General features: G+C 63.5%; 17 protein-coding genes. 7 read left to right on the top strand and 10 right to left on the bottom strand.

The genetic code is table 11. The annotated features are described in order from the left end of the window. Positions 1-22: 22 nt before the first annotated feature. The 3 genes from NKH23_RS04910 to NKH23_RS04900 form a co-directional block, all read right to left on the bottom strand. Positions 23-874: a sugar phosphate isomerase/epimerase family protein gene (locus NKH23_RS04910; protein ID WP_352910524.1), complete on the bottom strand. Its 852-nt coding sequence runs from the start codon at positions 872-874 to the stop codon at positions 23-25. Positions 875-1101: 227 nt separating this feature from the next. Further along, positions 1102-2289: a Gfo/Idh/MocA family protein gene (locus tag NKH23_RS04905; protein WP_352714026.1), complete on the bottom strand. Its 1188-nt coding sequence runs from the start codon at positions 2287-2289 to the stop codon at positions 1102-1104. Positions 2290-2443: 154 nt separating this feature from the next. Beyond that, a complete protein-coding gene (locus NKH23_RS04900) occupies positions 2444-3499 on the bottom strand; it encodes a sugar phosphate isomerase/epimerase family protein (RefSeq protein ID WP_352714029.1) in 1056 nt (351 codons plus the stop codon). 391 nt (positions 3500-3890) lie between these two features. Here NKH23_RS04900 and NKH23_RS04895 point away from each other — a divergent pair, with 391 nt between their 5' ends. From NKH23_RS04895 to NKH23_RS04875, 5 genes are read left to right on the top strand one after another with little or no spacing between them, the layout of a single operon-like run. Next, positions 3891-4778 (top strand): sugar phosphate isomerase/epimerase family protein, encoded by an 888-nt coding sequence (locus NKH23_RS04895; protein ID WP_352469252.1) that lies wholly within the window; start codon positions 3891-3893, stop codon positions 4776-4778. Positions 4779-4833: 55 nt separating this feature from the next. Then, entirely contained in the window at positions 4834-6003 is a 1170-nt protein-coding gene (locus tag NKH23_RS04890; RefSeq protein WP_352714036.1) for a mandelate racemase/muconate lactonizing enzyme family protein, read from the top strand. Between the two features lies 1 nt (position 6004). Further along, positions 6005-6721 carry a FadR/GntR family transcriptional regulator gene (locus NKH23_RS04885; RefSeq protein WP_352714040.1) on the top strand — a complete coding sequence of 239 codons (717 nt, stop codon included), beginning with the start codon at positions 6005-6007 and terminating at the stop codon, positions 6719-6721. 1 nt (position 6722) lies between these two features. Then, entirely contained in the window at positions 6723-7703 is a 981-nt protein-coding gene (locus tag NKH23_RS04880; protein WP_352910517.1) for a hydroxyacid dehydrogenase, read from the top strand. Between the two features lie 42 nt (positions 7704-7745). Beyond that, positions 7746-8129, top strand: coding sequence for a hypothetical protein (locus tag NKH23_RS04875; protein WP_352714048.1), 384 nt, complete (start codon positions 7746-7748; stop codon positions 8127-8129). Positions 8130-8143: 14 nt separating this feature from the next. Here the strand turns inward: NKH23_RS04875 and NKH23_RS04870 are convergent, their stop codons facing one another. Next, positions 8144-9439, bottom strand: coding sequence for an amidase (locus NKH23_RS04870; protein WP_352714050.1), 1296 nt, complete (start codon positions 9437-9439; stop codon positions 8144-8146). 120 nt (positions 9440-9559) lie between these two features. On the opposite strand from NKH23_RS04870, the gene NKH23_RS04865 reads away from it, so the two are divergent. After that, positions 9560-9907: a GFA family protein gene (locus NKH23_RS04865; RefSeq protein ID WP_353034292.1), complete on the top strand. Its 348-nt coding sequence runs from the start codon at positions 9560-9562 to the stop codon at positions 9905-9907. Here NKH23_RS04865 and NKH23_RS04860 read toward each other — a convergent pair. Then, positions 9904-11127, bottom strand: coding sequence for an MFS transporter (locus NKH23_RS04860; protein ID WP_352469246.1), 1224 nt, complete (start codon positions 11125-11127; stop codon positions 9904-9906). The two genes, NKH23_RS04865 and NKH23_RS04860, sit on opposite strands and share 4 nt — an antisense overlap. A gap of 90 nt (positions 11128-11217) precedes the next feature. On the opposite strand from NKH23_RS04860, the gene NKH23_RS04855 reads away from it, so the two are divergent. Further along, entirely contained in the window at positions 11218-12198 is a 981-nt protein-coding gene (locus NKH23_RS04855) for an AraC family transcriptional regulator (RefSeq protein WP_352518055.1), read from the top strand. A 12-nt stretch (positions 12199-12210) separates the two neighbouring features. Here the strand turns inward: NKH23_RS04855 and NKH23_RS04850 are convergent, their stop codons facing one another. The 5 genes from NKH23_RS04850 to NKH23_RS04830 all read right to left on the bottom strand — a co-directional run bounded on the left by NKH23_RS04850 (position 12211) and on the right by NKH23_RS04830 (position 16002). After that, the gene (locus NKH23_RS04850) at positions 12211-12492 is read right to left on the bottom strand and encodes a hypothetical protein (RefSeq protein WP_352714061.1); all 282 of its coding nucleotides are present in this window, start codon (positions 12490-12492) and stop codon (positions 12211-12213) included. 129 nt (positions 12493-12621) lie between these two features. Next, positions 12622-13725: an ABC transporter ATP-binding protein gene (locus NKH23_RS04845; RefSeq protein WP_352714064.1), complete on the bottom strand. Its 1104-nt coding sequence runs from the start codon at positions 13723-13725 to the stop codon at positions 12622-12624. Continuing rightward, on the bottom strand, positions 13725-14828 hold the full coding sequence (locus NKH23_RS04840) for an ABC transporter ATP-binding protein (protein ID WP_352714066.1): 1104 nt from the start codon (positions 14826-14828) through the stop codon (positions 13725-13727). Before NKH23_RS04840 ends, NKH23_RS04845 begins: the two co-directional genes overlap by 1 nt. Continuing rightward, positions 14825-15046, bottom strand: a complete 222-nt coding sequence (locus NKH23_RS04835) for a hypothetical protein (RefSeq protein ID WP_352714068.1) — start codon at positions 15044-15046, stop codon at positions 14825-14827. Before NKH23_RS04835 ends, NKH23_RS04840 begins: the two co-directional genes overlap by 4 nt. After that, entirely contained in the window at positions 15043-16002 is a 960-nt protein-coding gene (locus NKH23_RS04830; protein ID WP_352714069.1) for a carbohydrate ABC transporter permease, read from the bottom strand. The genes NKH23_RS04835 and NKH23_RS04830 overlap by 4 nt, the downstream gene beginning before the upstream one ends.

Here is a 16002-nt window from a genome sequence, read left to right as displayed (position 1 = left end):
GGGGCGTTGCGCAGGCGTGCGGTTAGGGCGCCTTCCTCCATCCATTCCTGATATGCTTGTAGCCGTCGCGGTAGACGGCTTCCGGGCTTTCGGAAAAGTCGCGCCACACCTTGGTGGCCGCGGCCAAATCCTTCAGCGAGCGGCCGAACGCCTCGATTGTCAGCCAATCGTCATAGCCGCTGTTGCGAATGGCTGAGAAAGTCTCCTTCCAGGGGATGTGGCCGCGGCCCGGCACGCCGCGATCATTCTCCGAAATATGGATATGGACGACGTTCTTGCGGTTGCGCGAATAGGCGCCGATCGGGTCGGCCTCTTCGATGTTGGCATGGAAGGTGTCGTACATCGCCTTGATGTGCGGCCGGTCGATCGCGTCGATATGCTCCGACAAATCGTCCATCGTGTTGAGCAGATAGCATTCGAAGCGGTTGAGCGCCTCCAGCCCGATGGTGACACCCTTGTTGCCGGCATGGTCACCGATGGCGCGCTGCGAAGCGATCGAACGTTTTTTCTCGGCCGCCGTCGGCCCGCTGCCGGAGAAGGCCCCGAGTGTCGAATGCAGCGGGCCGCTCAACGTGTTCGCGCCAAGCGCCTGAGCGCAGTCGATCGCCGACTTCATGTAGTCGATGCCGGCCTTGCGCGTCGAGGCATCCGGCGAGATCAGGTTCATCGCCGGATCGCCCATCGCCGAGACGGCGGTGCGTTGCAGCCCGATACGGTCGAGCAGCTCGCCGAGTTTCCTGTAGTCGTCCGGCGTGCCGGAGAAGACCGGTATTTCGACGCCGTCGAAGCCGGTCGCCTTGATGTCCCTGAGTAGCGGCTCGTGTTTTTTCGAGACACTGGTCGTCCACAACAACATGCACATGCCGATTTTCATCGACGCCCCCTCCCTTTGACGGCCGGGCTTGCTCCTCTGGCGACTTCGCCACAAGCCCCCTCATCCGGCCGCTTCGCGGCCACCTTCTCCCCGCTGGGGAGAAGAAGCAGACGCCAACGCTGGCGATCTCCTCTCCCCTCGGGGAGAGGTCGGATTGCCCCGAATTGCCCTTGCAATTCGGCTGGCAATCCGGGTGAGGGGGGCTTCCCGTTAACCGGACGCAGCGATTAAAGTTTCGTCCACGCCCCATTCTTCTTCGACGACTTCACGCAGGCCTCAATGAAGGCCATGCCCTCGACGCCGTCCTCCACGGTCGGGAAGACGACATCCTTGGCCGGCTTGCCGCCCTTCTGGCGCGCCGCACGAATAGCCCGCGCGGCTTCCTGGTAGATATTGGCAAAGCCTTCGAGATAGCCTTCCGGATGCCCTGGCGGAACGCGGCTGACGCGCCCGGCGACGGGGAGCGCGCCGGCGCCGTTTCGGGTGATCAACTGCTTCGGCTGGCCGAACGGCGTGTACCAGAGATAGTTCGGGTCGGCCTGCACCCATTCGAGCCCGCCCTTCGAGCCGTAGATGCGCAATTTCAGCCCGTTCTCGTGGCCGGGCGCCACTTGGCTTGCCCAGATCATGCCCTTGGCGGGGTGCGACCCGCCGACCGGCCTAAAGCGCAGCAGCACATTGATGTTGTCGTCGAGCAGCCTCCCCGGCACGAAGGCATCGAGATCGGCCGACAACGAATCGAGCTCCAGCCCGGATACGAAACGGGCAAGGTTGTAGGCGTGCGTGCCAATGTCGCCCAGCGCGCCGCCGGCACCGGCCTGCTTGGGGTCTGAGCGCCACGCAGCCTGCTTCTGGCCGGTGGCGGCCAGATCTTCGGTCAGCCAGTCCTGCGGATATTCCGACTGCACGATGCGGATATCGCCGAGCTGTCCCTTGGCCACCATCTCGCGTGCCTGCCGCACCATCGGATAGGCGGTGTAGTTATGCGTCAGCACGAACACCTTGCCGGTCTTTTCGACCAGCGCCGCCAGCTTCTTTGCCTCGGCCAGCGTCGTCGCCAGCGGCTTGTCGCAGATGACGTGGATGCCGGCCTCGAGAAAAGCCTTGGCAGCCGGCACGTGCACATTGTTCGGCGTGACGATGGCCACCGCCTCGATGCCGTCCGGCCGCTTGGCCTCCGCCTTGGCCATCTCGGCATAAGAGCCGTAGCTGCGTGCGGGATCGAGCCCAAGCTCGGCGGCCGAGGCCTTAGCGCGCTCCGGATCCGACGACAAGGCGCCGGCGACCAGCACGAACTCGTTATCCATGCGCGCTGCGATGCGGTGCACCGCGCCGATAAAGGCGCCTTGTCCGCCGCCGACCATGCCGTAGCGGATCGGACCGCCCCCCGTTTCCGCCTTCGATGCACCAACCATGATTTTCTCCCTCGTTATCTGAGATACCCCTCCCCCTTGAGGGGAGGGTCGACGCGTAGCGTCGGGGTGGGGTCGCCGGGCATGAAGCTCGGCATGGACCGACCCCATCCGGCCCTCCGGGCCACCCTCCCCTCGAGGGGGAGGGATATCTGTGCTAGATCCCCATCATCCCGCGCAGCACCTTTTTATCGGTCGTGCCGCCGGCGAAATCGTCGAACGCTTTTTCCGTAACCCTGATGATGTGGTGCTGGATGAAGGGAGCGCCTTCGGCCGCACCATCCTCCGGGTGCTTGAGGCAGCATTCCCATTCCAGCACCGCCCATGAATCGTAATTGTATTGGGTGAGCTTGGAGAAGATGCCGCCGAAATCCACCTGCCCGTCGCCGAGCGAGCGGAAACGCCCGGCGCGGTTGGTCCAGCTCTGGTAGCCGGAATAGACGCCTTGCCGCCCGGTCGGATTGAATTCGGCGTCCTTGACGTGGAACGCCTTGATCCGCTCGTGGTAGATGTCGATGAATTCGAGATAATCGAGCTGCTGCAGCAGGAAGTGCGACGGGTCGTAGTTGATGTTGCAGCGCTTGTGGCCGCCGACCGCATCGAGGAACATTTCGAACGTCGCGCCGTCGAACACGTCCTCGCCCGGATGGATTTCGTAGCCGATATCGACGCCGTTCTCGTCATAGACGTCGAGGATCGGCTTCCAGCGTTTGCCGAGTTCGGCAAACGCTTCCTCGATCAATCCCGCCGGCCGCTGCGGCCAGGGGTAGAGGTATGGGAAGGCCAGGGCGCCGCAAAACGACACCGACGCCTTGAGCCCGAGATTCTTCGACGCCTTGGCGGCGAACTTCATCTGTTCGACCGCCCATTGCTGCCTGGCCTTTGGATTGTTGTGCACCGCAGCCGGCGCGAAGCCGTCGAACTGTGCATCGTAGGCCGGATGCACCGCCACCAGCTGCCCCTGCAGATGCGTCGACAATTCGGTGATCTCGACGCCGGCATCGGCGCAGACGCCCTTCACCTCGTCGCAATAGGCCTTGGAGGAGGCTGCCTTCTCGAGATCGAACAGTCGGGCGTCCCATGTCGGGATCTGCACGCCCTTGTAGCCCAGACCAGCCGCCCATTCGGTGATCGAGGCCAGCGAATTGAACGGAGCGGCGTCGCCCGCAAACTGCGCCAGGAACAGACCAGGCCCCTTCATCGTCGTCGGCATCGGCATCTCCCTATGTTTCACGACCAAGCATAGCGCCGATTGAAAACAGGGCCAGCTTCTTTGGTCTCTTTGCACAGCGCGCTCGGCGCCGCTATTCTGGTATTACCAAATGCCGAAATCTGGTCAAGCCGTTTGACGCGCTGCCGCAGCCCTGCAACCATGCCGAGTTAAGCCACATGTTTAAGTATAATCAATAGCATAGTCATGAGCCAACGCTTGATGGCAGCACTTCTTGCCGTCCAGATGAAATTACTGTAGACCTCCCATTAAGCCCAATTGGTCGAACCAGTTTGCTAAAAATGCTGGGACGCCTTGGGGAGGAATCATGCGGCAGGCTTCGGCAGAGTGCGCCGCAGGCGACTGGTACAGGCGATTCTGGGAAGGATAGACCATGCATCTTTCGACACACAATTGGATGCGGGCGGAGCCGCTGGAAACGACGCTCAAGCGCATCAAGAAATTCGGCTATGAGTCGATCGAGATTTCCGGCGAACCCGAACAATACAAGCCCAAGGAGACGCGCGCGCTGTTGAAGGAGCACGGCATTCGCTGCTGGGGAGCGGTGACGCTGATGCTGGGCGAGCGCAATCTCGCCGCCAAGAACCAGGGCCAGCGCGAGCGCTCCGTGCAATACGTCAAGGACGTGCTGACCATGGTCAGCGAACTTGATGGCGAGATCATCACGCTGGTTCCCGCCACCGTCGGCAAGGTGGTGCCGGACGGCACCGAGGAAGAGGAATGGAAATGGGTGGTCGACGCCACCCGGGAATGCTTCACCCACGCCAAGAAGGTCGGCGTCAAGATCGCGGTCGAGCCGCTCAACCGCTTTGAAACCTATCTGTTCAACCGCGGCGCCCAGGCACTGGCGCTGGCCGATGCGGTCAGCCCCGAATGCGGCGTCTGCCTCGACGCCTACCACATCCACATGGAAGAATTTAACGTCTATGACGCCATCCGGCAGGTCGGCAAGCGCCTATACGACTTCCATGTCGCCGACAACAACCGCTTCGCCGCCGGCCTCGGGCAGATCGACTGGCCGAAGATCGTCGGCACGCTGAAGGAGATCGGCTATGACGGCGCGCTGACCAATGAATTCGTCGCCCCCGTCGACCGCACGCCGGCTGCCCCCTATCCCGACATGGTCGAACGCAACCCCGTCGACATCTCGCCGGAGCAGTTGAAATTCATTCAGGACCACGGCTCCAGCGTGCTTACGGAAAAATTCTACACCGACCAGATGCGCATCAATGCGGAAACGCTGCTGCCGCTGATCAAGTAGCTGAGCCGTTTGGAAAAAGCCCTTCCGCCTCACCGCGGCCGGGCCGAGGATGAACATGCGCATCAAGACGGTCCAAGCCTGGTGGGTTCGCATACCGATCGAAGCCGCGAAGCAACACCGCAGCGACTTCGGTCAGGTGGCGACATTCGACGCCGCCATCCTGCGCATCGAAACCGACGACGGTCTGGTCGGCTGGGGCGAAGGCAAGAATGCCGCCGGCAGCGCCGGCAGCTACGGCGCTCTCGTCCATTTGCTAAACTACGAGGTCGGCCCGCAGCTGGTTGGCCGCGACCCGGCCGACATCGGCGTCATATGGGAGATGCTCTATAATGGCACGCGCCACGACAGCGCCGCTCGCGCCGGCCATGCCATGCCGCAATTGGCACGACGGGGCATGAGCATCGCCGCCATCAGCGCCGTCGACATCGCATTGTGGGACATTCTTGGCAAGTCGCTCGGCGTTCCGGTCTGGCGGCTGCTCGGCGGCCGCAAGCTGGACCGCATGCCGGCCTATGCTTCCGGCGGCTGGGCCACTGCGGAAGCCATCGGCGACCAGCTGCAGTCCTACATCGCCAACGGCGGCTTCAAGGCGCTGAAGATGCGCGTCGGCGCCATGGACGGCGCCCCACATATCTCGGCCGCTCGCGTTCGCGCCGCAAGACAGGCGCTCGGTCCCGATATCGACCTGATGGTCGACGCGCACGGCACTTACACGGTGGCCGAAGCCAAGCGCTTCATCCATCTCGCCGGCGACCTCGATCTCGCCTGGTTCGAGGAGCCGGTGATCGCCGACGACAAGCCCGGCATGGCCGAGGTGCGCGCCTGCGGCTCGATCCCGATCGCCACCGGCGAAAGCGAGGCGACGCGCTATGCCTTCCGCGACCTCGCCGTACTCAAATCCGCCGATATCTTCCAGCCGGATCCGGCCTTTTGCGGTGGAATCAGCGAGGCGATGAAGATCGGCACCATCGCCAGCGCCTTTAATCTGCGCTTTGCGCCGCACCTTTGGGCGGGTGCGCCCTGCTTCTTTGCCGGGCTGCATGTCTGCGCTGCTTCGCCGGCGAGCTTCACCGTCGAATATTCGCTCGGCGCCAATCCGATGATCCACGATCTGATCGAAGAGACTGTCGAAGCAAAGGACGGTATGGTAGCGATCCCTGATAGACCCGGGCTGGGATTCACCATTTCGGAGCGGTTCCTGGAGGCGCACGCGCAACACGGCTGACATGAAAGAAAAGAACCTTCTCGCGGAACTCGCCGCCTATCTGTTCTCCCATTCGGACAAGGAGACGGGCCGCACGCCGTCGGAGCGCGAACTGGCAGAGCATTTCAGCGTCAGCCGCGGCCAGATCCGCGAGGCGCTGGCCATTCTCGAGGCCATGCGCATCGTCGAGCGACGGGCGAAATCCGGCATCTACATCGATACGAAGCAGGCGAGCGTCGAGGCGATGGCGCTGTTCGCCCGCGCCGGCCTGCCGCTCGATCCCATCCAGATCTACGAGACGGTCGAGTTGCGCAAGATCCACGAGATCAAGGCCGCCGAACTTGCCTGTTCACGCGCCACCGAGGAGAATTTCGAGCGGCTGCGCGAGATCCTGAAGGCCTCCGAGGATCGCATCGCCGCCGGTGAAGGCCTTGCCCGGGAAGACCGCGAGTTCCACCTCGAGATCGTGCGGGCGACCAAGAACAGCGTCTTCCACAATATCTGCAGCGTCTACTACATGATGGGTGAGCTGCGCCTGCCGATCTATTTCAACGATCCCGAACGCAGCGTGCGCTCCCATGCCGAGCATATCCAGATCTACGAGGCGCTGCTGCGCCGCGACGGCAATCTCGCCCAGGCGCTGATGAGCGCCCACCTGCAAGGCGCGGAAAGCTACTGGAAGGGGCTGATCGAGGGGCGTGGGGCGGAACCCGAAAGCCCAGCGCTCGAAAAGGCCTGAAATGCCCAAGATCCTGTCGACACACAGACTGCACCCCCGTGCCTCTTCCATGCTGACAGGGGCCGGCGAACTCGTCGTTGCTTCCGCCCTCGACGCGCACACGCTGGCCGCCGAGGCAAGGGACGCCGATGTCATCATCGTTCGCGCTCCCTTGCCTGCGGCGCTTTTCGAAGGCGCGTTGAAGCTCAGGGCCGCGATCCGCCACGGCGCCGGGCTGGACATGGTACCGATGGAAGCGGCCAATGCGGCCGGCGTGTTGGTGGCGAACGTGCCGGGGGTGAACGCGCGATCCGTCGCCGAATATGTAATGTTCGCGGCGCTGGCACTGCTTAGGCGCTTTCGTGTGTTGGACCGCGACTTGCGCGCGAAGGGTTGGCTGGCCGGCCGCGAACACACCGTCGTGGCCAGTGAGCTAGCGGGCAAGACGATCGGCATTGTCGGCCTCGGCGCGATCGGCCAGGCGGTTGGCCATATCGCGGCCCATGGGTTCGATCTGAATGTGGTGGCGACGACGCGCAGCATGCGGCCGGCGCCGGACAAGGTCGGCTTCCTGTCGATCGATGCGCTGATCGAGCAGAGCGACATCATCGTTCTGTGCTGCCCGCTGACGCCCGAAACACGGGGGCTCATCAGCCGCGAGCGCATTGACCGGATGAAGCCGGATGCGCTGCTGATCAATGTTTCGCGCGGGCCGGTGATCGATGACGACGCGCTGATCGAGGCCTTGCAGAAGGGCCGCATCGGCGGCGCTGCGCTCGATGTTTTTGCAACACAACCGCTGCCGCCCAACCATCCTTATTTCGGCTTCGACAATGTCATCGTCACCCCGCACATGGCCGGGATCACCGAACAGTCGATGATGCGCATGGGCGTCGGCGCGGCTGGCGAAGCCTTGCTGGTGCTGGCCAACAGATTGCCGGTCAATCTGCGCAACCCCGAAGTGGTCGAGCACTACCGGCGGCGGTTCCCTGCCGATTTCTGAGAGCGCCCTAATTTTCCCGAATTCGCCGGCGACGGTACCGGCATGGCACACGTCACAAAATTCCTGCTGACCGCCGGCTTCTGCGTGGCGACGGCGCAAGCCTTCGCCAACGGACAGGGCAGCTACGTGTTCTGCGACAACGGCTTGCGCTGCGTGGCGGCACCCTGTCCATCGAACAGCGCACTCGACCTCGCTACTGGTAAGCTTATCAAAGGTGTTTCGATCGACATCGATCGCCTACCGCAGCGAGACAAGGCGCTGGATCTTTCGGACAAACTCTATGCCGGCAAGGTCGTTGTTGTCGGATCGATCGAGAACCGCACCCGGACCTTTAACGGCAAGCGGTACACCCTGCCTTGGCTGATTGCCACCAGCATCGAACGCGCCGCCAAGGACAGCGAACGCGGCCACTGCTCGTCGCGCTGACACGCGCTATCGGATCAATTTGCAAGCAGCGCCTCCACGCCCGCTGCGATGCGCAGCAGGTGGTGGTCATGGCCATTGCGCGCCACCAGCATCAGCCCGGCCGGGCGCGTCATTCCCGGCATCGGCAGCGAGATGGCTGACAGATCGAACTGGTTGGCGACCTGCGTGTTGCGCAGCAGAAGGCCTTCCGTCCTGTTCCACAGAGCCTCGTCGTCGGTCATCGAGACGATCGTCGGCGCCGTCACCGGCGTGGTCGGCAGGGCCAGCGCGTCGACCGCTGCCAGTCGGTCGTCCATTGCGGCGGCCAGCGCCGTGCGGCAGCGCATTGCCCTGATATAGACCGTGGCCGGAATGGCGGCGGCGCGCGACAATGGTCCGCTTACCCGCGGGTCGACCGGCGTCGCCACTCCGGTCGCCAGCCGGTCGGCATGGATCTCCGCCCCTTCCATCGCCGCGATCGACGCGCGCTTGGTTGCCGCGCGCAGATCGGCAAGCAGGTCGTCGATCGACAGTTCCGCAAGCCGTGCGCCGCTAAGCTCCATCTTGCGCAGACACCGGTCGAACGTCGTCGCGACCTCTTCCTGCGTATCATCGAACAGCACGCCGCGCGCAATACCGATGCGCAGGCCGTCCAGCGGCAGCGGCAACAATGCCGCCAGGTTTTCGCCCGACATCACTGCATCGGCCGCCGCACATTCGGCGACGGTGCGGGCCAGCGGACCGATCGAGTCCAGCGTGGCCGACAGCGGAAACGCACCCGCGAGCGGCACGCGCCGCGCCGTCGGCTTGAAACCGACGACGCCATTCAACGATGCCGGAATGCGTACCGAACCGCCGGTATCGGAACCGATGGAGATTTCGCTGGTACCTTCGCCGACCGAAACCGCGGCGCCTGAGGACGAGCCGCCCGGGATACGGCTGGCATCGCTTGCATTGCCGGGCGTACCGTAATGTGGGTTGACGCCGATCGCAGTGAAGGCGAACTCGGTCATGTTGGTCTTGCCGAGGATGACTGCACCGGCCTGGCGCAGCCGTCGCACGACAATGGCATCCCGCAGCGCCGGCGCTGCGGTGGCGAGCAGCAGAGAGCCCGCCGTGGTCGGCTCGCCGGCGACATCGAACAGATCCTTGATCGAGACGGTCGCCCCATCGAGCAGCCCGAGTGTGACGCCGGCTTTTCGCCGCGCATCGGCGGCGTCCGCCGCCGCCCGTGCGGCTTCCGGGTAGAGCTTTACGAAAACGCTCTCATCGCCCACGCGAGCGGCAAGACGCGAAAGAATTGCTTCGAGGCGATCACGGGCTGATTGCATTTTTCGGTGTCGGACTCCGCCCACTTGCAACGTCTTAAGGTAGCAGCCACTAGCTGGCCGCAGGAGACATAGCCCGGCACGGTCGGATTTGCACCTGTCGAACCGAAGGAGGAAGGCCCGATGCTCTACCAAGGCAGCTGCCACTGCGGCAAGGTCGCGTTCGAGGTCGAAGGCGAGTTGACCGGAGCCGTTCGGTGCAATTGCTCGATCTGCTCGCGCAAGAGTGCACTGCTATGGGCAGTGCCGCATGAGAGCATGCGGGTACTTGCCTGGGGCGATGATCTCGGCCGCTACAGCTTCGGCAACCATGTCATCGCCCACCGCTTCTGCCGCATCTGCGGCATTCACCCCTTCGCCGAGGATGTCGGCGAAGGGAGCGGGCGAAGTGCCTATATCAATATTCATTGCATCGAGGCGTTGGACGTCGCCGCCGTGCCGGTCTTCGACTTCGACGGCCGTTCAGTTTAGGCCTTGGGATCGTCGATCGGCTTCGGGCCAAGGAAGAACGCCGCCAGGGCGGCAAGCAACGTCGCCGCCGCGCAATAGGCGAAGGCGCTGGCAACGCCGGCATTGTCGACCAGCAGGCCGCCGAAGACGGCGCCCAACGCGATGGCGACCTGAAATGTCATAACCATCAGCCCGCCGGCGCTTTCCGCCTGATCGGGGGCGGCCCGCACCAGCCAGGTCTGCAGCCCGACCGGCACCGCGCCGAAGGCAAAGCCCCAGCTGGCCACTGCTATTGCAGCCACCACGGGTGAGGCTCCGACCACCAGCAGCAACACCGCCGAAAACGCGATCAGCAGAGGCGCCAGGCTGACGGCTGCCTTGAGGCTGCGTTCGGCGATAAAGCCGCCGGCGAAATTGCCGAAAAAGCCACCAATGCCGTAGGCGAGCAGCACAAGCGAGATCGTCTCGATGTCCAGCGTGGGCACCTTCTCGAGAAACGGGCGGACATAAGTGAAGCCGGCAAAGTGTCCCGAGGCGACCAGCAACACCACCAGCAGTGCCACCCTGATCATCGGCCGCTTCATCACCTCCAGCAGCGTGCGAAAACCTGCCGTACCTGCCGGCGGCAGCTTCGGAATGGTAGCCACCTGCACCAGCAGCGCCAGCGCGCCGACCACGGCAGCGATCATGAACGCTGTCCGCCATCCCCAGATGTCGCCGACATAGGCGCCGACCGGAGCCGCACAGACCGTCGCCACCGAGACGCCGGTGAGGATGATCGACATGGCACGCGGCATCAGCCGCATCGGAACGAGCCGCATCGCCATGGCTGCCGACATCGACCAGAAGCCGCCAAGACTGATCCCGAGCATGATGCGGGCGATCAGAAGAACGGGAAGCGACGATGCAAACGCGGCCACCAGGTTTGACAGCACAAGCAGCACCGTCAGCGCCCACATGACCAGCCTGCGGTCCAGCCGCTTGGTGACAATGGCCATGGTCGGCGCCGCGATCGCGCCAATGACGGCGGTGGCCGTTACCGCCTGCCCGGCGGCGCCTTCGGTGATGCCGAGATCCTGCGCAAGCGGCGTCAGCAGGCTGGCGGGCAGGAATTCCGCGGTCACCAGGCCGAAGACTCCGAGCGCCAGGGAGACCACCGCCCCCCATGCCGGTTCGGACCGTTCGCCGGTTTCCGATGGGTCGAGAACGGCGTCCATGACGCCTGTCGCGGGTTCGGTCATGAGGGATCTCCGGTCTGTTGCAGCGCAGCATCTAGCTGCAATGCAACATAGGGAGTGACTAGCTGGAGTTTCCATGCTAGAAACACCATTATGTTTGACAGTTCGTCCAAAATTCCCCTCACCGGCGATCCGCTGACGGACATATTGCGCGGATTGCGTCTCGAAGGTGTCGATTACGGCCGTTGCGAGATGAAGGAACCTTGGGGCATCCATTTTCCGGCTCAGGCGGCGGCACGGTTTCATTTCATCGGCCGCAAAGGCTGCTGGTTGCTGCAACCGTCCGGCGAATGGGTGGAACTCAAGGCGGGCGACGCTGCCTTGTTGCCACGCGGTTCAGCCCACACGCTGGCGAGTGAGCCGGGTATCGAGGCGGCGCCGATCCACGGCTATGAGGTCGAGGAAATCTGCAAGGATGTCTATTGCATGTCGAATGACGGCGTGCCCGGCTGCCGTCCGGGCACCTTGCTGTTTTTCGGCAGCATGTATTTCAATCTCGATGGCTTGCACCCCTTGCTCGGCATGATGCCGGACGTGATGCGCGCACATGAGTTGGAGGTCTATGAGCCAGGTATCCCGCATTTGCTGGAGGCGATGGCCCGCGAGGTGACGATGGAACGCGTCGGCTCCGGCGGCATCCTGGCGCGGCTGGCCGATGTGCTTGCCGCAACCGTCATCCGCTCATGGGTCGAGCGCGGCTGCGGCGACTCTTCCGGATGGATCGCGGCGGTCAGGGACCGCGAGATCGGCCGGGTGCTGGCCGCAATCCATCTCGAACCGAACCGCGACTGGACGGTGGAGGCTCTGGCGAAGATGATGGGTGCCTCGCGATCAGGTTTCGCCGAGCGCTTCGCGACCATTGTCGGCGAAACACCGGCAAAGTACGTCACGCAGGTGCGGATGCACCAGGCGAGGCAATGGCTGGTCCGTGACCGGCTCAAGATTTCCGTCGTCGCGGCGCGCCTCGGCTACGAATCCGACGCCTCCTTCAGCCGCGCCTTCAAGCGGGTCATCGGATCGCCGCCCAGCCATTTTCGGGCCGAGGAACAGGCGGAGATCCGCCAGGCCGGCTAAACATTGGCCGGGTTATTGCTCGGTGATGCAGGCCGAGCCGGCGCTACTCTTGCAATATTTGCCGGAAGCCCCGCACCTGCCATCCGAGACTTCGACGACGGTACCGCTCAACAACAGTTTGCAGTCACTGGTGGACAGATTGACCGCGCCGCTGAGGTCCTTGATCTTCTTGGCGTCGACCTGCGCGCCGGCGACAACTTTCTTGGCTGCCTGCGCCTCGCCCAGATGCGCGGCCGACAATCCCATACCGGCGACAAGCAGGATCGTCGCAAAACTGCGTAACAGATTTCCCATAGCCAACCCTCCGTATTTGGGTCTCCAAATTGGGCGTGCAAATCCCTTTTTGGGACCGAAGGATCAGCCTACTCGACAAATCGGAGCATCCGCATCCCCCGTACGGGGGATGCGGATGGCCCAGGGCATTTAGCTGGCGTGACGCAGGCTTATTCCGCTGCCCTTGTCGAACAGCACCACCTTGTCCGGGTTCCAGGCAAAGCGCACCGGCTGCTCTATCTGGACGTCGGTCCTGGCCGGCACGGTGGCGCGCAGCATGGCGTCGCCGACCCGCAGCGTCAGGATCTTCTCGACGCCATGGTTCTCGACGTCATGGACCCGCGCCTCGACCGGCGCGCCGGTCTCGAGATAGACGTCCTCGGGACGAATACCGAAGACGAGCGGGCGACCGTCGGTCGCCGCGCCCGTCTTGGCACCCCCCGGAGTCTTGGCACCCCCCGCAAACGGCAATTCGAAATTGAGCGGCGCCATCACCGCACGTCCGTTGACAAGCTTGCCGTCGATGAGATTCATCGGCGGCGAGCCGACGAAGCTCGCCACGTAGGTGTCGCGCGGATTGTTGTAGATCTCGTACGGCGTGCCGGTCTGGACGATGCGGCCATGGTTGAGCACGCCGACCTTGTCCCCCATCGACATCGCCTCGATCTGATCGTGCGTCACGAACAGGAAGGTGGCGCCAAGCTGCATCTGCAGGTTCTTCAATTCGGTGCGTAGCGCCTCGCGCAACTTGGCGTCGAGCGCCGACAACGGCTCGTCCATCAGGAATACCCGCGGCTTGCGCACGATGGCGCGACCGATCGAGACGCGCTGCATCTCGCCGCCTGAAAGCCTGTCGGTCTTGCGGTCGAGCAGATGCTCGATCCGCAGCGTCCTGGCGGCGCGGTCGACACGATCCTTGATCTCGGCATCGGGCAGCCGGCGGATCTTCGGCTTCAGCGGAAATTCGAGGTTTTCGCGCACCGTATAGCGCGGATAAAGCGAATATTGCTGCAACACCAGCGCCACGTCGCGCTCGGCCGCACCCCAGTCTGCGACATCGACGCCGTCGATGAAGACCTGACCTTCGCTCGGTTTTTCCAGGCCGGCAATCATGCGCAGCGTCGTCGTCTTGCCGGCGCCGGTCTCGCCAAGCAGGACGAAGAACTCGCCATCGGCGATGTCGAGATCAAGCCCGGTCAAGGCGGTGTGGTTGCCGAACTTCTTCGAGATGTTCTTGAGCTGGATGTGGGCCATCAGAGTCTCACTCCCAGCGATTTGCCGCTCGCCGTGTCGAAGAAATGCGCCTGGCTGGGATCGATTCTGACGAAGACCCTTTCGCCGGGGCCGCCGATAAAGCCGCTCTTGGTGCGCGCACGCAGCATCTTGGAGCCGACCTTGAGGTCGACGATGTCGAAGGACCCGAGCGGCTCGACGATCTGCGTCTCCACCGGCAAGAATCCCTCGGCGGCTTCGCGGCGGACGAGGACGCCTTCCGGCCGGATGCCGAGCGCGAGTTGGCTGCCGGCATGGCCGTTGAGCTTCGACAGCAAGGCGCGCGGGAATTCGAAACCGGCGGCCGCATCGCCGACCGTGACCGAGGCCGATGAGGCTTTCTCGGTCACCGAAGCGTCGGCGACGTTCATCACCGGGCTGCCGACAAACTGCGCGACGAAAAGATTCGCTGGATGCGAATAGACCTCGTCCGGCGAGCCGACCTGCTGCAGCACACCTTCATGCATGATGACGATGCGGTCGGCGAGGCTCATCGCCTCGATCTGGTCGTGGGTAACGTAGATGCTGGTCGAGCCCTGCTTGATGTGCAGCCGCTTGATCTCGGCCCGCATCTCCTCGCGCAGCTTGGCATCGAGCGCCCCGATCGGCTCGTCCATCAGCATCGCCTTCGGCCGCCGCACCAAGGCTCGGCCGATCGCCACGCGCTGCATGTCGCCGCCCGACAGCGCCGACGGCTTCTTGGCGAGGAGATCGCTGATCTGCAGCGTCTTGGCGACCGAGCGCACCTCGCTGTCGATCTCGGCCTTGCTCTTGCGCGTCGCTCTCAGCGGAAAGGCGATGTTCTCATAGACGCTCATATGCGGATAGAGCGAGAACGACTGGAAGACCATGGCGATGTCACGGTCGGCGGCCTTGAGGTGCTGGACCGGCTTGCCGTCGATGAGGATGTCGCCGCCGTCGATCGTCTCCAGCCCGGCAATCGCCCTGAGCGTCGTCGTCTTGCCGCAGCCCGACTGGCCGAGCAGCACGATGAACTCGTTATCGTCGATCTTCAGGTTGAGGTCCTTGATGACCTGGACGGCGCCGAAATATTTCTGGACGCCGCGAAGCTCGATCTGGGTCAATGCTGTGCCCCCGGATTTGCCCCTTGCCCGGTGCTGGCCTTCTCCTCCGGCGCGATCTTGGAGGTGATGTTGAAGCCGATCAGGCCGATCAGGATGATGGTCACGCCATAGCTGTGCAGCAGCATGTTCCACGGCTGGCAGAGCGCGATGATACCGAGCACCATCAGCACTTGAGAGCCTGGTTCGAGATATTTCTGGTTGATGGCACGAAAGCTCATTTGCGGATCGCTCCAAACGACATGCCGCGCAGCAGATGGTTGCGGAGCAGGAAGGTGAAGATCGCCACCGGCAGCAGGAACAGGAAGGTTCCGGCGGCAATCACCGTCCAGTCCGGCAGGCCGGAACCGACCTGGCTGGGGATGAAGGGCGGTGCTGTCTGGGCACGGCGGCTGGTCATGATCAGTGCGAAGGCATATTCGTTCCACGCCGTGATAAAGCAGAACACGGCGGTGGCGGCGATGCCGGTGGCGGCCTCGGGCAGCACGATCTTGAAGAAGGCCTCCATGCGCGTATAGCCGTCGACGAGGGCCGCCTCCTCATACTCCTTGGGGATCTCGTCCATGAAGCCTTTCATCAGCCACACCGAGAAGGACAGGTTGAAGGCAGTGTAAAGGATGATCAGGCCGATATGGGAATCGTTGAGGCCGACCGCCCGGTACATCAGGAACATCGGAATGGCGACGACCACCGGCGGCAGCATGCGTGTCGACAGGATGAAGAACAGTAGGTCCGCCTCGCCTTTTACCTTGAAGCGCGAGAACCCATAGGCGGTGAAGGTGCCCATGCCGACGGCCAGGACGGTCGAGGTTATGGCAACGATCAGCGAGTTCATGAAACGGCTCGGATAGCCCGACCACTGCACCTGGCCCTTGCCGTCGCGCACGATCTTTTCGCCGCCATTGAAGACGACGCGCTCCCACCACGGCGCGGCCGCGTACTCCTCCGGCGACGGCGGACTGCGCAGCTGCGAACGCTTGGTGAACAACTTGACGAAGGGCGATATCTCCGGCTGGAAAACCACCGTCGGCGGAATGGTGGTGGCGAGGTTGCGCGGCTTGAACGCCGTCGAGGCGATCCAGTAGATCGGCGCCAGGAAGATGATCGTCACCAGCAGAACAGCGACGATAGCGACCCGGTTGAAGCTGATTTCGGAAGAAGTGCGGACTGCGGCCAT

Origin of the sequence: Mesorhizobium sp. M1328, from assembly GCF_040318075.1 — a bacterium.
Taxonomy (GTDB): domain Bacteria; phylum Pseudomonadota; class Alphaproteobacteria; order Rhizobiales; family Rhizobiaceae; genus Mesorhizobium.
The sequence above is the reverse complement of the archived record's forward strand: the minus strand, read 5'-3'. Positions and strand labels throughout refer to the sequence as shown.

What these genes read in the sequence shown, in the direction of transcription:
- NKH23_RS04850 (WP_352714061.1), bottom strand. Translation starts at nt 12,492, where the DNA reads ATGGGAAATCTGTTACGCAGTTTTGCGACGATCCTGCTTGTCGCCGGT.
- NKH23_RS04890 (WP_352714036.1), top strand. Translation starts at nt 4,834, where the DNA reads ATGCGCATCAAGACGGTCCAAGCCTGGTGGGTTCGCATACCGATCGAA.
- NKH23_RS04895 (WP_352469252.1), top strand. Translation starts at nt 3,891, where the DNA reads ATGCATCTTTCGACACACAATTGGATGCGGGCGGAGCCGCTGGAAACG.
- NKH23_RS04855 (WP_352518055.1), top strand. Translation starts at nt 11,218, where the DNA reads ATGTTTGACAGTTCGTCCAAAATTCCCCTCACCGGCGATCCGCTGACG.
- NKH23_RS04835 (WP_352714068.1), bottom strand. Translation starts at nt 15,046, where the DNA reads ATGAGCTTTCGTGCCATCAACCAGAAATATCTCGAACCAGGCTCTCAA.
- NKH23_RS04900 (WP_352714029.1), bottom strand. Translation starts at nt 3,499, where the DNA reads ATGCCGACGACGATGAAGGGGCCTGGTCTGTTCCTGGCGCAGTTTGCG.
- NKH23_RS04885 (WP_352714040.1), top strand. Translation starts at nt 6,005, where the DNA reads ATGAAAGAAAAGAACCTTCTCGCGGAACTCGCCGCCTATCTGTTCTCC.
- NKH23_RS04860 (WP_352469246.1), bottom strand. Translation starts at nt 11,127, where the DNA reads ATGACCGAACCCGCGACAGGCGTCATGGACGCCGTTCTCGACCCATCG.
- NKH23_RS04905 (WP_352714026.1), bottom strand. Translation starts at nt 2,289, where the DNA reads ATGGTTGGTGCATCGAAGGCGGAAACGGGGGGCGGTCCGATCCGCTAC.
- NKH23_RS04910 (WP_352910524.1), bottom strand. Translation starts at nt 874, where the DNA reads ATGAAAATCGGCATGTGCATGTTGTTGTGGACGACCAGTGTCTCGAAA.
- NKH23_RS04870 (WP_352714050.1), bottom strand. Translation starts at nt 9,439, where the DNA reads ATGCAATCAGCCCGTGATCGCCTCGAAGCAATTCTTTCGCGTCTTGCC.
- NKH23_RS04875 (WP_352714048.1), top strand. Translation starts at nt 7,746, where the DNA reads ATGGCACACGTCACAAAATTCCTGCTGACCGCCGGCTTCTGCGTGGCG.
- NKH23_RS04880 (WP_352910517.1), top strand. Translation starts at nt 6,723, where the DNA reads ATGCCCAAGATCCTGTCGACACACAGACTGCACCCCCGTGCCTCTTCC.
- NKH23_RS04865 (WP_353034292.1), top strand. Translation starts at nt 9,560, where the DNA reads ATGCTCTACCAAGGCAGCTGCCACTGCGGCAAGGTCGCGTTCGAGGTC.
- NKH23_RS04830 (WP_352714069.1), bottom strand. Translation starts at nt 16,002, where the DNA reads ATGGCCGCAGTCCGCACTTCTTCCGAAATCAGCTTCAACCGGGTCGCT.
- NKH23_RS04845 (WP_352714064.1), bottom strand. Translation starts at nt 13,725, where the DNA reads ATGGCCCACATCCAGCTCAAGAACATCTCGAAGAAGTTCGGCAACCAC.